This window comes from Methylibium sp. T29-B, from assembly GCF_000576225.1.
Taxonomy (GTDB): domain Bacteria; phylum Pseudomonadota; class Gammaproteobacteria; order Burkholderiales; family Burkholderiaceae_C; genus Methylibium; species Methylibium petroleiphilum.
This window is the reverse complement of sequence record NZ_AZSN01000094.1, coordinates 1-14,527: the sequence shown is the minus strand read 5'-3', so window position 1 is coordinate 14,527 and position 14,527 is coordinate 1. Positions and strand designations below refer to the sequence as shown.

Below are 14,527 nucleotides of genomic sequence, written 5' to 3'. Positions count from 1 at the left end.
GCGGCCGACCGCGTGGCGCGCTCGCAGTCGGCGGCCAGCACCGCGCTGGCCGAGCTGGAGGCGGTGGTCGGCGTGCAGCTGTTCGACCGCGTGGGCCGCCGCGTGCTGCTCAACGAGAACGGCCGTGCGATGCTGCCGCGGGCGCAGAGCCTGCTCGACGATGCCGCCGAGCTGGAGGGGCTGTTCAGCGGCGCGCATGAGGCGCCGCTGCGCGTGGCCGCGAGCTTCACGATCGGCGAGTACCTGTTGCCCGAGCGGGTGTCGCGCTGGATGCTTACCCACCCGGCCAGTCCGGTGCAGCTGCGCATCGGCAACACCCGCGAGGTGGTGGAAGCGGTGGCGGCGTTCGACGCCGACGTCGGCTTCATCGAGGGGCCGCAGACCCACCCCGACCTGGTCGTGCACCCGTGGCTGAGCGACGAGCTCGTGATCGTCGCCGCGCCCGATCACCCGCTCGCGGGGCGGGTGGCCACGCAGCGCCAGCTCGCGCAGGCCACCTGGGTGCTGCGCGAACAGGGCTCCGGGACGCGCCAGGTCGCCGATGCCTGGCTGGTGCAGTACCTGCCGCAGGTGAAGGTGGGCATCGAACTCGGCAGCACCGAGGCCATCAAGCATGTGGTGGCGGCCGGTGGCTGGCTCGGCTGCCTGTCTCGCCACGCGGTCGCGCAGTCGCTGGCCGACGGGCAGCTGGTGGCGCTGGACACGCGCCTGCCGCTGCCGACGCGCCGCCTGTCGATGGTGCTGCGCCGCGACAAGCGGCCCGGCCGCACCACGGCCGACTTCATCCGCCACTGCGGCGGCCAGGCCGGCACGGGCCGCCGCTGACGGCGGCCCTCGGCTCAGCCGCGCACCGGGCTGGAGTAGCCGGAGACGAAATCCTTGGCCGAGCCGCCCTCGGGCGGGAACACGTGGCGGCGGATCTTCCCGATGTTGCCGCCGTAGGCGTGGATGCTGATCGATACCCGGTCGTCGTGGCCGTTGCGCACGCGGTGCACGTCGCCGATGCGCGGCGACACGCAGGCCACGTCGCCCGGCCGCAGGTGCTCCTCGGGGCCGCTCGGGCGCGGCGTGCCGTCGTCGGCCAGCACGTAGGCCTGGGCGCGCTCGGCGCCGCGCAGCATGCCGATCACGCCCCACACCGTGTGGTCGTGGATCGGTGTCTGCTGGCCCGGGCCCCAGACGAAGCTCACCACCGAGTAGCGGTCCTGCGGGTCGGCATGCAGCAGGTACTGCTGGTAGTACTGCGGGTGCGGCTGGGCCATCGCGGGGTCGAGCCAGTCGTCGTGCGCCACCAGCGTGCGCATCAGCGCCTCGACGCGTGGCAGCAGCGCGACCTCCGCGCCGGCGGTCTCGGTCCAGCAGGTGTCCAGGTCCTGGACGAATCGGTCCAGCGGGCCGGTGCTCATGGGGTCTCCTGTCGCAAGTGGGGGCCGCGGTGGCCGATCGCCGGCCGCAGCCTGCGGCGCATTGTGGCGCCGCGACGCCGCAGAATCGAGCCTTCCCTCACCCAGACCTTCCGGAGTCCGCATGCTCTTCGCCCTGCACATGATCGACAAGCCCGCCAGCCTCGAGCTGCGCCAGCGGCTGCGCCCGGCGCACCGGGCGCACCTCGATCTGATCGCCGACCGCCTGGCGATCGCCGGTCCGCTGCTCGACGAGGGCGGCGCGATGGCCGGCAGCCTGATCGTCGCCGAGTTCGCCGACCGCGCCGCGGTCGAGGACTGGCTGGCGAACGAGCCCTTCACGGTCGGAGGGCTCTACGCGCGGGTCGACATCCGGCCGTTCCGCAACGTGTACCCGCAGCGCGCGGGGTTCGCCGAGGTCTGAAGGGCCAGGCGCTATCCTTCGACGCGTCGCCGGCGGGAGCTGCCCCGCCGCGCGGCAAGCCTCGGGACGCTGCACGTGAACAAGAAGCCGGTGAAACGCGAGACGGTGCCGCCGGTCGTGCAGACGATGACGGCCAGCGCGGTGCATTCGCGCATCCACACCCTCTACCCCAGCCTCGGCGCGGCCGCCCAGCGGATTGCCGACTACGTGATCGAGCATTCCGCCGACGTCGTGCACATGTCGGTGACCGAAGTCGCCGAGCGAACCAACGCCAGCGAAGGCAGCGTGGTGGGCTTCTGCAAGCGCATCGGCGCCACCGGCTTCCAGCAGCTGAAGATCCTGCTGGCCCAGGAGATCGTGCGGCCGGTGCAGCTGATCCACGAGGACCTGCAGCCCGAGGACGATGCCGGTGTCGTGATCCGCAAGATCTTCCAGAGCAACGTGCAGACCTTGCGCGACACCCAGGCCAACCTCGACGTGCAGGCGATGGAGAAGGCCGTGCGGCTCATCAAGTCGGCACGGCGCATCGAGATCTACGGGGTCGGCAGCGCGGCCTGCATCGCCGAGGACGCGCAGTACCGCATGCTGCGCATCGGGCTCGACGTGAAGGTGGTGATCGACCCGCACATCCAGGCCGTCAGCGCCGCGCTCACCGGGCCGGACGTCGCCGTGCTGACCGTGTCGCACTCCGGCAGCACGCACGAGACCGTGACCGCGACCAAGCTCGCGCGCGAGGCCGGAGCGCGCACGATCTGCATCACCAACTTCGGCAAGTCACCGATCCAGGCCTTCGCCGAAGTGGTGCTGTTCACGATGGCGCGCGAGACCAACTTCACCACCGAGGCGATGACGAGCCGGCTGGCCCAGCTGGCCATCATCGACGTGCTGATCGCCTGCCTCGCGCTGACCGACTACGACCGCGCGGTCGACATCGTGCGCCGCACCTACCAGGTGCTGTCGCTCAAGCGCTACTGAGCCGCCGCGCCCGCGCCACGGTCTGGCGCACGGCCGCGAGCGCGGCAGGAAAACCGCACTTGACGTTGAATAAAGCTCAACGTAGATTATTTATACGCTGAGCTTTACTCAGTTGCGCCGTGCCGATGCCGTCGCCCAAACAACGAGGAGACAAGCCATGACCGGTCTTTCCGGGATTTCTTCGGGGCTGCGTGCCCTGGCCGCGGCCGGCGCGCTGGCGCTGGCATGGCCTGCGGTGGCGGCCGATGCCCCGGCCAGCAAGCCCTTGCCCAAGCTCGTGGTGTTCATGGTGGTCGACGGCTTCCCGCAGGAGCAGCTGGTCAAGTACTACGACCTCTATGCGCGGCGCGGCTTCAAGCTGCTGCTCGACGACGGCGCCTGGTTCAGCAACAACCACTACAGCCACGCGACCACCTACACCGGCGTCGGGCACGCCACGCTGCTGTCCTGCGCGCACCCCTACAAGCATGGCGTGGTCGGCAACGACTGGATCGACAAGAAGAGCCGCAAGCGCGTGTACTCGACCGAGGACGCGCGCCACAAGTACCTGGACGAGGAAACGCCCGAGCACGCCGGCACCTCGCCGTTCAACATGAAGGTCACGACGGTCGGCGACGAGCTGATGTACGCGAACGGCAAGTCCCGGATGATCGCGATCGCCGGCAAGGACCGCAGCGCGATCGGCCTGGCCGGGCAGCTGGGCACGGCCTACATGCACAGCACCACGACGGGCCGCTTCATCACGTCCGACTACTACATGAAGGACTACCCGGACTGGTGGAAGAAGTTCTACGCCGGCAAGCCGCAGGACCGCTACTTCGGCAAGCAGTGGACGATGCTGCTGCCCGAGGAGGCGTACGCGCGTTCGGCGCCCGACGACCGGCCCTGGACCACCAACTACAAGGGCCTGGGCACGCGCTTCCCGCACGCCATCAGCGGAGGCGCCGACCAACCGAACAAGAGCTACTACGACGCGATGCTGTGGACGCCCTACGGCGACGACCTGACGCTCGACTTCGTCAAGGCGGCCGTCGAGGGCGAGAACCTGGGCCAGAACCCGGCCGGCGTGCCCGACATCCTGGCCATTAGCTGGACCAGCCATGATTACGTGAACCACCTGTTCGGCCCCGAGAGCCGGCAGTCGCAGGACCAGACGGTGCGGCTCGACCGCGTGCTCTCGGACCTGTTCGATTTCCTCGACCGGCGCGTCGGGCTGCGCAACGTCGTCGTCTCGCTGTCGGCCGATCACGGCTTCATGAACATCCCCGAGTTCAGCAGCAGCCGCCGGCTCGACGCCGGCCGCATCGACCCGAGAAGATGGTGGCCGAGGTCAACGCCGCGCTGTCGGCGAAGTTCGGCGACGGCAAGTACATCATCACCTGGTGGAACCCGAATCTCTACGTCGACTACGACCTCATCGCCGCGCGCAAGCTCGACAAGGTGGCGGTCGAGAACGCGGCGCAGGAGTTCCTGCGCAGCTACCCCGGGGTGGAGGCGGTCTACACGCGCACCCAGCTCGAGACCGGACAGCTGCCCGACACGAAGCTCTCCAAGCAGGTGTACCTGGCGTGGCACCAGCAGATCAGCGGCGACATCGTCGTGATGAACAAGCCCAACTGGTATCTGTTCGCCAAGCCCAAGGCTATGCATCGACCCATGGCTCGCCGTGGGCCTACGACACCAACGTGCCGCTGGCGATGTACGGCGGGAGCTGGGTGAAGCAGGGCAAGTTCGGTGATTCCGAGACCGTGGACCTGGGGCGCACGCTGGCGCACATCCTGAACGTGCGGCCGCCCAACGGCTGCGAGGGGCGGGTGCTGACGGAAGCCCTGCGTTGACCGACGCTGCGGCGGTGCGCCCGCCGGAGCGGGTGGCGGCGGTGGAAGCTACGGGCTGCGCAGGAGCTTCGTGCAGGGCGGCGAGTCCGTCGAGGTGCTCGACATCGCCGCACTGTGCATCCCGTCCGGCGCGATCTACGGGCTGGCGGGCCCCAGCGGCTGCGGCAAGACCACCCTGCTGCACCTGTGCGCCGGTCTGCTGCCGCCGAGCGCCGGTGAGCTGCGGGTGCTCGGCACCGAGCTGCCGCTGCTGCCGCAGCACGCGCGTGACCGCTTCCGTGCACGGCACGTCGGCTACGTGTTCCAGCGCTTCAACCTGATCCCGGCCGTGAGCGCGATCGAGAACGTGCTGCTGCCGATGGCTTCGCCAACGTGCTGCCCGTCGCGCAGCGCCGGGAACGGGCGGAGACGCTGCTGCGGCGCGTCGGACTCGGTCATCGCCTGCACCACCGCCCCGCCGCGTTGTCGCACGGCGAGCAGCAGCGCGTCGGCATCGCGCGCGCGCTGGCCAACCGGCCCGCGCTGCTGCTGGCCGACGAGCCGACGGCGAGCCTCGAAGCCGGTCGCAGTGACGCCGTGCTGGAGCTGCTGATCGAAGTGGCCAGCGAAGCCGGCGCGGCCCTGCTGATCGCGTCGCACGACGCGCGGGTGCTGGGCCGCCTCGAGCACGTGCTGCAGATGCCGGTCTTCAACGGCGTGGCGCCGGCGCCGTCATGAACACCTGGGCGCTGGCCTGGCGCCATGTCGCATCGCGGCCGGCCTCGAACCTGCTGACCGCGCTGGCCGTGGGCATCGGCGTGCTGCTGCTGACGGCCACGCTGGCACTGACGGCCGCCACCCGCGAGAGCCTGCAGCGCAGCGCCGGCGGCTACCAGCTGCTCATCGCCGCCAAGGGCAGCGCGGTGCAGGCGGTGCTGTCGACGCTGTTCTTCATGGACGCACCGACCGGCAACATCCCGACCGCGCTGTACCGGCAGCTGCAGGCGGACGCCGGCGTGACGCGCCTGGTGCCTTCATCTTCGGCGACAGCTACCGCGGCCACCTGATCGTGGGCACCACCCCCGATTACTTCGGGCTGCTCGACGCGTCGGGCCGCGGGCCCGCCGGCGTGAGCGGGGACGATCTCGCGCGACCGTTCGACGCCGTGGTGGGCGCCAAGGTGGCCCGTCAGGCCGGCCTGGCGGTCGGCAGCCGCTTCGTCGCCAGCCATGGCCTCGTCGAGCTGCCGGCCGAACTGGCGACCGAACATGCGGAACGGGCGTACCGGGTGACCGCGGTGCTGCCGGCGACAGGGGCTCCTGCCGACCGCGCCATCTTCACGGCACTCGAGACCGCATGGTCGATGCACGAGCACGAGCACGAGCACGAAGGCGAGGCGGCGCATTCGGCACCTGCGGCGGAGGGCTCGCCGCGCGCGGAGATCACCGCACTGCTGGTGCAGGGGCGCAGCTATGGCGACATGGCGCGCATCGCCGCGTCGCTGGCGCGCGACACCCGCGTGCAGGCGGTGGTTCCCGGCCGCGAGGTCACGCGGCTGCTGCAGTACCTGCGCGCCGGGGAGGAAGTGGTGCTCGGCCTGGCCTGGCTGGCGACGGCGGTCGCCTTCTTCGCCGTCATGCTGGCCATGGCGGCAGCCGGGATCGACCGTCGCCGCCAGATCGCCACGCTGCGTGCGCTGGGCGCGTCACGTGCCACGCTGGCGCGCCTGCTGATCGCCGAATCGCTGCTGATCGCCGGCGCCGGTGCCGCGCTGGGTTTCGTGCTGGGCCGCGGTGCGGCCGCCGCGATCGCCTGGCATGTCGAAGGCAGCCGCGGCTTCTCGCTCCAGCTGACCGGCGTCACGCCGGGCGAACTCGCGGCGCCGGCAGCGGCGCTGCTGCTGGGCCTGGTGGCCGGCGCGGTCCCGGCCTACTTCACCTGCCGCGAGGACATCGCGCCCCACCTGTCGAACGCGCCATGACGAACCGACGCCAGGTCCTTCGTGCCGCCGGCCTGATGGCGCTGGCTGCGCCCTGCGCGGGCATCGTGCAGGCGATCGAGGACGCCGCGCCGCTGCGCTTCGGCGAGCTGTACGTCGGCGCGACCTTCCAGGAGGGCATCGGTGCCGGGCCGGTGCTGAAGCTATCGGCCAAGGCGCTCGCTCTGTCGGGCCGGCGCGTCACGATGGTCGGCTTCATGGACGGGATCCTGCCGCGCGACGGCATGTACTTCATGCTGATCAAGGAGCCGTCCTTCCTGTGTCCGTTCCACACGGTGAGCTTCGACTGGGCCGGCTTCGTGCCGATCTTCGTCGCGCGGCCGGTGGAGTACGTCGACGGGCCGGTGCGCGTGACCGGGCGCTTCGAGGCCGGCGGCAAGACCGACGAGATGGGCCTGGTCAGCCATGTGCGGATCTACGACGCGCAACTGACGCGTGTCCGATAGCGCCACCGCGCGGTCGATGCTGCGCTGCACCGCGAGGTGCATCATGGTGCTTACCCGCAAGGCGAAGCATGGCTTCGTCGCCGGATCGCGGGTACGCTTTCCCGACATCGATGCGCGACGAACCGATGCGCCCGCGCGCCCTGCGCCGCGCCGGGTGCGTCGAGCCGCTGCGGGGGTCCGGGACGGATATGAAACAGCTCCTGTGCGCCGCGCTCGCGGCGCTCGCGACGTTCACCGGCAGTGCCATGGACGCGCGCTATGCCGACGCCGACGGCGACCTGGTCGCCGACACGCCCGCCAACCCCGCGGCGCGCGTGGACCCGTCGACGCTGGTGTTCGCCTACACGCCGGTCGAGGACCCGGCCGTCTACGCCAAGGTCTGGGACGGCTTCATCCAGCATCTCGCCCGCGCGACCGGCAAGCGGGTGCAGTTCTTCCAGGTGCAGGGCAATGCCGCGCAGATCGAGGCCATGCGCGCGGGGCGCCTGCACGTGGCCGGTTTCAACCCCGGCTCGATCCCGCTGGCAGTCAACTGCGCCGGCTTCGTCCCCTTCGCGGTGATGGCCACCCGTGAGAACCGCTTCGGCTATGCGATGGAGCTCATCACCCACCCCGGCAGCGGCATCCACCGTCTGACCGACCTCCGTGGCAAGAAGATCGCCTTCACGTCGGAGACCTCCAATTCCGGCTTCAAGGCCGCGTCGCTGCTGCTGCGCGACAAGTTCGACATGAAGGCCGGACGGGACTACCAGCCGGTGTTCTCGGGCAAGCACGACAACTCCATCCTCGGCGTCGCCAACGGCCACTACCCCGCGGCGGCGATTGCCGATTTCGTGCGCCTCGGCATGGAGCGCCGCGGGCTGGTGAAGCCCGGGCAGACGGTGGTGCTCTACACGTCGGAGTCGTTCCCGACCATCGCCTACGGCCATGCGCACAACCTGACCCCCGAGCTGGCGACGAAGGTGCGCCAGGCCTTCTTCTCGTTCGACTGGCGCGGGTCCGCACTGGCGGGCGAGTTCGGGCGCGGCGATCCACCGCTGGAGAAGTTCCTGACCGTCAGCTACCGGGAGACCTGGCGGATCGTGCGCGAGATCGACCAGGCCATGGGGGTGAGCCATGCCTGCCGCTAGCGCCGCGGCGCGCGCGCCGGCGCTGCTGGAGCTGCGCGGGCTGCACAAGCGGTACGCGAACGCCGAGGCTGCGCTGGTCGACGTGAGCCTGCGGCTCGACGCCGGCGAGGTGGTCGGCCTGATCGGCCCGTCCGGCGCGGGCAAGTCCACGCTGATCCGCTGCGTGAACCGCCTGGTCGAGCCCACCGCGGGCCAGGTGCTGTTCGGCGGGCAGGACGTGCGCGGCCTGTCGCATGTGGCGCTGCGTCGGGTGCGTTGCCTGATCGGCATGGTGTTCCAGAACCACGCGCTGATCGACCGCCTCACGGTGATGGAGAACGTGCTCTCCGGACGTCTCGGCAGCACGGGCTTCTGGCGCAGCTGGTTTCGGCGCTTCAAGCCGGCGGACATCGGCGAGGCCTACCGGCTGCTGGCGCGGCTGGGCCTGGCGGGCCTGGAGAACCAGCGGGCCGACGCGTTGTCGGGGGGCCAGCGCCAGCGTGTCGGGCTGGCCCGTGCGCTGCTGCAGCAGCCGCGGCTGCTGCTGGTGGACGAGCCTACCGCGAGCCTCGATCCGCGAAGCTCGCGCGAGACCCTGCGCCTGCTGCTCGAGCTGTGCCGCGAGCACGGCATCGCCGCGATCGTCAGCAGCCACGACGTGCGGCTGGTCATGGAGCTGCTGCCGCGCATCGTCGGGCTGCGTGACGGATCGGTGGTGTACGACGGTCCGGCCGCGGCCCTGACGGCAACGGAACTCGAACGCATCTACGGCCGTGACGACGAGCCGCCGCCGCAGCCCCCTCGGCCCCGGCCGACCCGCGCCGCGTGGCGTCGGCCCTCGACGTGGCGCTGGAATGACGGCGCTCGCATGGCGCAGGCCGCCGTGGATCCGCCGGCGCAGCCACCGGTGGGCGCTGGCGGCCGGCGTCGGGCTCTACCTGCTGCTGGCGCTCGCGACGCTGGAGATCGACACCGAACGTCTGGCCGAGGGATTGGCGCGTGGCGCCCGCTTCGTCGCCGCATTCGCGCGGCCCGACTTCGTCTCTCGAAGCGACGACCTGCTGGCCGGTTTCCGCGAGAGCCTCACGATGGCGATCACCGCCACGGCGGTCGGCATCGTGCTCTCGCTGCCGCTCGCGGTCGGCGCTTCGCGCAATCTCAGCCCGCGCTGGATCTACCTGCCGTGCCGCGGCGTGATCGCCGTGTCGCGCAGCTTCAACGAGGTGATCGTCGCGATCCTGCTGGTGGTGCTGTTCGGCTTCGGGCCGTTCACCGGCTTCCTGACGCTCAGCTTCGCCACGGTCGCTTTCATGGCGAAGCTGCTGGCCGAGCGGGTGGAGGACATCGAGCCCGGTCAGCTCGAGGCCTTGCGCGCCACCGGCGCCGGCTTCCTGCAGCAACTCGACTTCGCGGTGCTCTCGCAGATCCGGCCGCGCCTGGTCGGGCTGTCGCTGTACCGGCTCGACATCAACTTCCGCGAGTCGGCGGTGATCGGCGTGGTCGGCGCCGGCGGCATCGGCACGACGCTGCACACCGCGATGGACCGCTACGAATACCGCACCGCAGCGGCCGTGATCGTCGTGATCGTGGTCGTCGTGGCCGCCACGGAACTGCTGTCGGGCTGGCTGCGTCGGCGGGCGCTGTGACGACGACCCGTCCGCCGCCGGCCGGACCCGCCCGCTGGCGGCGGCGCAGCACGCGCGCCGAATGGCTGGGCTACGCCGCATGGGTCCTCGGGCTGTGCGGGGTCTGCGCGGCGTTCCAGGTGATGACGCAGGAGACGATCTGGGGCTTCGTGCTGGATGCGCCGGCGCAGGCCGCCGACATCGGCGCACGCATGCTGCCGCCCGACTGGGACTTCATGGCGCAGCTGTGGCAGCCGTTGTGGGAGACCTTCAACATCGCCACGCTCGGCACGCTGCTCGGCGGCGCGCTGGCGCTGCCCATCGCCTTCCTGGCCGCCCGCAACACGACGCCGAGCCGCCGCCTGCTGCGGCCGGCGGCGCTGGCGGTCATCGTGGCCTCGCGGTCCATCAACTCGCTGATCTGGGGCCTGCTGCTGGTGGCGGTGCTGGGCCCTGGCGTGGTCGCCGGCATCGTGGCCATCGCGCTGCGCTCCATCGGCTTCATCGGCAAGCTGCTGCACGAGGCGATCGAGGAGATCGATCCGCAGCCGCTCGAGGCGATCACCGCCACCGGCGCCGCCGGCGCCCAGGTCATGGCCTGGGCGGTCGTGCCTCAGGTGGCTCCGGCAGCGGCGGCCATCGGCATCTTCCGCTGGGACATCAACATCCGCGAGTCGACCGTGCTCGGACTGGTCGGTGCCGGCGGGATCGGCATGAAGCTCGATGCGGCGCTCGGTGTGCTCGCCTGGCCGAAGGTCGCGATGCTGCTGCTGTGCGTGCTGGTCACCGTGGTCTTCAGCGAATGGCTGAGCGCGTGGGTGCGCCGCCGGCTTCGTTAGGCAGGCGGCGCACGCGCTGCAGCGCCGCCGCAGGCAGAATCCGCATCCACAGCAACCGACAGCGGAGTCGCCCATGAGCGCCGTCACGTTCCCGGAATTCAAGGCCGCCGCGCTCGCGCGAGGCTACGACGAGGTGATCGAGCGCAGCTGGCAGCCGCTCGTCGCGCTGGACACGCATACGCACCCGTTCTCGGTCGAGGCCCTGGTGGTCCAGGGCGAGATGTGGCTGACGGTGGACACGCAGACCCGCCACCTGCGCCCCGGTGACCGCTTCGACCTGGCGCACGACGTGCCGCACGCCGAGCGCTATGGCAGCGAGGGCGCGACCTACTGGGTGGCCCGACGCAACGCCGCTGCGGCCGCATCCTGAGCGGCGCTGCAGACGCGCCGCAACGCAGGAGCAGGGCATGGAGGGACCGGCGGACCCCGAGCGCCCGAGGCAGGCGCGCCATTGGCGGCGCGTGCTGCGCCTGACGGCCGCGCTGGTGGCGCTGTGGGCCGGCGTCACCGTGTTCTTCCCCGGTCTGGCGCAGGTCCTGCCGGACAGCGTGGCCGGCTTTCCGCTCGGCTACTGGATCGTGGCCCAGGGCGCGCTGCTGGTCTACCTGGCCATCGTCGTGGGCTATGCGCTGACGATGGAACGGCTGGACGCGCGCTTCCACGCCGACGAGCCGGCGCCGCCCGGGGAGCGCGGGCTTGGCTGATCCGGCCCGCGGCTTCGAGCGCCGGCTGCACCGCATCTACGGTCTGTTCGCGCTGGGCGTGCTGGCCTTCGTCGCGCTGGTCGGCATGGTCGATCGCGGCGGCGGCCGGCACGGCTGGGTGGGCGCCACCTTCCTGATCGCGACGATCGGCGTCTATGCCGTCATCGGCCTGCTGTGCCGCACCACCGACGAGACCGAGTACTTCGTCGCCGGCCGGCGCGTGCCGGCGATGTACAACGGCATGGCCACCGCGGCCGACTGGATGTCGGCCGCCTCCTTCATCGGAACCGCCGGCGTGCTCTACCTGCAGGGCTTCGCCGGCCTCGCCTACATCCTGGGCTGGACCGGCGGCTACTGCCTGGTCGCGGTGCTGCTGGCCCCCTACCTGCGCCGTTTCGGGCAGTTCACCATCCCCGATTTCCTCGGCGCCCGCTACGGTGGCTCGCTGCCGCGCCTGGTCGGCGCGGCAGCGGCGGTGCTGGTGTCCTTCGTCTACCTGGTGGTGCAGATCTACGGCGTGGGCCTGGTCACCTCGCACCTGGCCGGCTTCAGCTTCGAGATCGGCGTGTTCGTCGGCCTCGGGGGCGTGCTGGTGTGCTCCTTCCTCGGCGGCATGCGGGCGGTCACCTGGACCCAGGTCGCGCAGTACATCGTGCTGATCGTGGCCTACCTGGTGCCGACGGTGTGGCTGTCGGTCAAGCAGACCGGCAACCCGGTCGCGCCGTTCGCCTACGGGGCTCAGTTGCAGCAGGTGAGCGAGCGCGAGCGCCAGCTCGTCGCCGACCCGCGCGAGCGCGAGGTGATGGCGCGCTATGCGCAGCGCGCCGCCCAGGCCGACGCCAAGCTCGGCAATGTGCGGGCCAGCATGGAAGAAGACGACCGCCAGCTGTCGGCGCAGATCGCGCAGTTGCGCGCCGAGGCCGCGCCGCTGGCCCAGATCCAGCAGCTGCGGCGGATGCAGGCCACGCTGCCGCGCAACGAGGAAGACGCTCGCGAGAGCTATGTGAAGGCACGCGACGAGGCCGCTGCCCGGGCCCGGCCGCTGGGCGGGCTGCCGCCGCATGCCGGGCCGGTGCGCACCGTGGCCGACGGCACGGATGCGCCGCCCGGCAGCGCCGATGCGACGGAGAGCTCGGCCCGGCGCAACTTCCTCGCGCTGGTGCTGTGCCTGATGGTCGGCACCGCCGCGATGCCGCACGTGCTGATGCGCTGCTACACCACGCCGTCGGTGCGCGCCGCGCGGCGCTCGGTGGGCTGGGCGCTGTTCTTCATCCTGCTGCTCTACCTGATGGCACCCGCGCTCGCGGTGTTCGTGAAGCACGAGGTGCTGACGCACGTGGTGGGCCTTCGGTTCAGCGAGCTGCCGGGCTGGCTGCTGCGCTGGTCGCGGTTGAGCGGCTCGCTGGTGTCCGTGGAGGACGTCAACGGCGACGGACTGCTGCAGTTCGGCGAGCTCAAGTTGAGCAGCGACATGATCGTGCTGGCCGCCCCGGAGATCGGCGGGCTGCCGAGCGTCGTGACCTACCTCGTCGCGGCTGGCGGCCTGGCCGCGGCGCTGTCCACCGCCGATGGCCTGCTGCTCACGATCTCCAATTCGCTGTCGCGCGACGTGTACTACCAGTCGGTCAACCCGCCAGATCAGCCCGGCGCGCCGCGTGCTGATGGCGAAGATGGTGGTGCTGCTGGTCGCGCTGCTGGCGGCCTATGTCGCGTCGCTGCACATCGCCCAGGTGGTGCCACTGGTCGCGGCGGCGTTCTCGCTGGCGGCCGCGGCCTTCTTCCCGGCGCTGGCGCTGGGCATCTTCTGGCCGCGCGCCAACGGCATCGGCGCCTCGTCCGGCATGCTGGCCGGCCTGGGCCTGTGCGTCTACTACATGGCGGTCAACTTCGAGATGGGTCGCGCGCTGTTCGGGCTGGGCCCACCCTCGGTCGCGACCCGCTGGTTCGACATCCATCCGGTCGCGGCGGCCGTGTTCGCGGTGCCGTTCGGGCTCGCGGTGGCCGTGGTCGTGAGCCTGCTGACGAAACCGCCCGACGCCGAGCGGATGCGCTGGCTCAGGAACCTGCACACGCCCCAGCCCGGCGAGCGCTGAGGCCGCGAGCGACCCGCCTCGCCGCTCAGCTGCCGACCGCGGCCTGCCCAGGCGCGACCGTGCCCACCACCCCGGCCGGCGCGTCCCACGCGCCGCCCAGGGCGCGCACCAGGCCCACCGTCGCCTGGTACTGCGCCGAACGCACCTGCAGCGCCTGCCGGCGGTTGGCGAGTTCGCTGCGCTGCGCGTCCAGCAGGTCGAGCTGGCTCACCAGGCCGTTGCGGTAGCGCGAGCTCGACAGCACCGTCGCACGGCTCGCGGCCGCGACCGCGCGGGCCTGCGCGCTGTCCTGATCGGCCAGGTAGCGCAGCGCCGACAGCTGGTCCTCGACATCGCGGAACGCCACCAGCACCTGCTCGCGGTAGCCGGCCAGCGCAGCGTCGAGCTCGGCGCTCGCGTTCTGCACGCCGGCCTCGCGCCGGCCGCCGTCGAACAGCGGCAGCGACAGCAGCGCGCCGATGCCCCAGGAGCGCGCCGACCACTGGAACAGGTCGCCCAGCTCCGGCGATGCGTAGCCACCCGAGGCGGTGAGCGAGAGGTTCGGGAACCAGGCCGCCTTCGCGACACCGACGCGCGCCTGCGCGGCCAGCATCGCCTGCTGCGCGGCCGACACGTCGGGACGCCGTGCCAGCAGCGTGCTCGGCACGCCGGCCGGGATGACCGGCAGCGCGCTGCGCCAGTCCGCGATGTCCACGTGGAAGTCGGATGCCGCTGCGCCCACCAGCACCGCCAGCGCGTGCTCCAGTTCCGCGCGGCGGCGGTCGAGCGCCAGCGCCTCCGACTCGGTCGACGCCACCTGGGTGCGCACCGTGCCACGTCGAGCTCGGCGATGTCGCCGGCGTTGAACCGACGCTCGATCAGGCTCAGCGTGTCGCGGTAGGCGGTGACGGTGTCGCGCACCAGTGCGCTTTCCTCGTCGAGGGCGCGCAGCGCGAGATAGGTCTGGGCCACGTCGGCCTGCACCAGCAGGCGGGTGCTCTGCAGCAGCGCCTCGCGCGACCGCGCGTCCAGCGCGGCGGCACGGCTGGCGCCGGCCAGGCGGCCGAACAGGTCGACCTCGTAGCCGAGGGTGGCGCCGGTGCTGATCAGCGTG

Annotated in this window: 16 protein-coding genes and 4 pseudogenes; 18 read left to right on the top strand and 2 right to left on the bottom strand. The window is 71.4% G+C overall.

Going from position 1 to position 14,527, the window contains the following annotated elements:
• Window positions 1-825 (top strand): LysR family transcriptional regulator (locus Y694_RS14535; protein ID WP_036233691.1); only part of this gene is annotated, 825 nt, incomplete at its 5' end.
• A 14-nt stretch (window positions 826-839) separates the two neighbouring features.
• On the opposite strand, the gene Y694_RS14530 is transcribed toward Y694_RS14535, so the two are convergent.
• Window positions 840-1,406 carry a cysteine dioxygenase gene (locus Y694_RS14530; RefSeq protein WP_036233649.1) on the bottom strand — a complete coding sequence of 189 codons (567 nt, stop codon included), beginning with the start codon at window positions 1,404-1,406 and terminating at the stop codon, window positions 840-842.
• 121 nt (window positions 1,407-1,527) lie between these two features.
• On the opposite strand from Y694_RS14530, the gene Y694_RS14525 reads away from it, so the two are divergent.
• The 17 genes and pseudogenes from Y694_RS14525 (at window position 1,528) to Y694_RS25975 (ending at window position 13,434) form a co-directional block, all read left to right on the top strand.
• Window positions 1,528-1,827 (top strand): YciI family protein, encoded by a 300-nt coding sequence (locus Y694_RS14525; protein ID WP_011828463.1) that lies wholly within the window; start codon window positions 1,528-1,530, stop codon window positions 1,825-1,827.
• Between the two features lie 75 nt (window positions 1,828-1,902).
• Window positions 1,903-2,802, top strand: coding sequence for a MurR/RpiR family transcriptional regulator (locus Y694_RS14520; RefSeq protein WP_231497701.1), 900 nt, complete (start codon window positions 1,903-1,905; stop codon window positions 2,800-2,802).
• Window positions 2,803-2,959: 157 nt separating this feature from the next.
• The gene (locus tag Y694_RS14515) at window positions 2,960-4,405 is read left to right on the top strand and encodes an alkaline phosphatase family protein (RefSeq protein WP_051495801.1); all 1,446 of its coding nucleotides are present in this window, start codon (window positions 2,960-2,962) and stop codon (window positions 4,403-4,405) included.
• A gap of 82 nt (window positions 4,406-4,487) precedes the next feature.
• Window positions 4,488-4,640 (top strand): hypothetical protein, encoded by a 153-nt coding sequence (locus Y694_RS24330; protein WP_155935835.1) that lies wholly within the window; start codon window positions 4,488-4,490, stop codon window positions 4,638-4,640.
• Between the two features lie 70 nt (window positions 4,641-4,710).
• Window positions 4,711-5,129 (top strand): annotated as a pseudogene (locus Y694_RS26810) (ATP-binding cassette domain-containing protein); the annotation flags it as partial.
• 87 nt (window positions 5,130-5,216) lie between these two features.
• Window positions 5,217-5,357, top strand: coding sequence for a hypothetical protein (locus Y694_RS24885; protein WP_197028794.1), 141 nt, complete (start codon window positions 5,217-5,219; stop codon window positions 5,355-5,357).
• Window positions 5,354-5,686, top strand: coding sequence for a hypothetical protein (locus tag Y694_RS14505; RefSeq protein ID WP_036233646.1), 333 nt, complete (start codon window positions 5,354-5,356; stop codon window positions 5,684-5,686). The genes Y694_RS24885 and Y694_RS14505 overlap by 4 nt, the downstream gene beginning before the upstream one ends.
• 2 nt (window positions 5,687-5,688) lie before the next feature.
• Entirely contained in the window at window positions 5,689-6,600 is a 912-nt protein-coding gene (locus Y694_RS14500) for an ABC transporter permease (RefSeq protein WP_036233643.1), read from the top strand.
• The gene (locus Y694_RS14495) at window positions 6,597-7,064 is read left to right on the top strand and encodes a hypothetical protein (protein WP_036233641.1); all 468 of its coding nucleotides are present in this window, start codon (window positions 6,597-6,599) and stop codon (window positions 7,062-7,064) included. Before Y694_RS14500 ends, Y694_RS14495 begins: the two co-directional genes overlap by 4 nt.
• A gap of 188 nt (window positions 7,065-7,252) precedes the next feature.
• Window positions 7,253-8,194 carry a phosphate/phosphite/phosphonate ABC transporter substrate-binding protein gene (gene phnD / locus Y694_RS14490; protein ID WP_036233639.1) on the top strand — a complete coding sequence of 314 codons (942 nt, stop codon included), beginning with the start codon at window positions 7,253-7,255 and terminating at the stop codon, window positions 8,192-8,194.
• Window positions 8,181-8,945: pseudogene (gene phnC / locus Y694_RS23530) on the top strand (phosphonate ABC transporter ATP-binding protein); the annotation flags it as partial. The gene phnD and the pseudogene phnC, both read left to right, overlap by 14 nt.
• Before the next feature lie 82 nt (window positions 8,946-9,027).
• Window positions 9,028-9,819: a phosphonate ABC transporter, permease protein PhnE gene (phnE, locus tag Y694_RS14480; RefSeq protein WP_036233635.1), complete on the top strand. Its 792-nt coding sequence runs from the start codon at window positions 9,028-9,030 to the stop codon at window positions 9,817-9,819.
• Window positions 9,816-10,637, top strand: coding sequence for a phosphonate ABC transporter, permease protein PhnE (gene phnE / locus Y694_RS14475; protein WP_036233633.1), 822 nt, complete (start codon window positions 9,816-9,818; stop codon window positions 10,635-10,637). Before phnE (Y694_RS14480) ends, phnE (Y694_RS14475) begins: the two co-directional genes overlap by 4 nt.
• Window positions 10,638-10,710: 73 nt before the next feature.
• A complete protein-coding gene (locus Y694_RS14470) occupies window positions 10,711-11,007 on the top strand; it encodes a cupin domain-containing protein (RefSeq protein ID WP_011828464.1) in 297 nt (98 codons plus the stop codon).
• 37 nt (window positions 11,008-11,044) lie between these two features.
• A complete protein-coding gene (locus Y694_RS14465) occupies window positions 11,045-11,341 on the top strand; it encodes a DUF4212 domain-containing protein (RefSeq protein ID WP_051495799.1) in 297 nt (98 codons plus the stop codon).
• A gap of 85 nt (window positions 11,342-11,426) precedes the next feature.
• Window positions 11,427-12,914, top strand: a pseudogene (locus tag Y694_RS14460) (VC_2705 family sodium/solute symporter); the annotation flags it as partial.
• Window positions 12,910-13,434 carry a sodium:solute symporter family transporter gene (locus tag Y694_RS25975; RefSeq protein WP_310732256.1) on the top strand — a complete coding sequence of 175 codons (525 nt, stop codon included), beginning with the start codon at window positions 12,910-12,912 and terminating at the stop codon, window positions 13,432-13,434. The pseudogene Y694_RS14460 and the gene Y694_RS25975, both read left to right, overlap by 5 nt.
• Window positions 13,435-13,459: 25 nt before the next feature.
• On the opposite strand, the pseudogene Y694_RS14455 reads toward Y694_RS25975, so the two are convergent.
• Window positions 13,460-14,527, bottom strand: a pseudogene (locus Y694_RS14455) (efflux transporter outer membrane subunit); the annotation flags it as partial.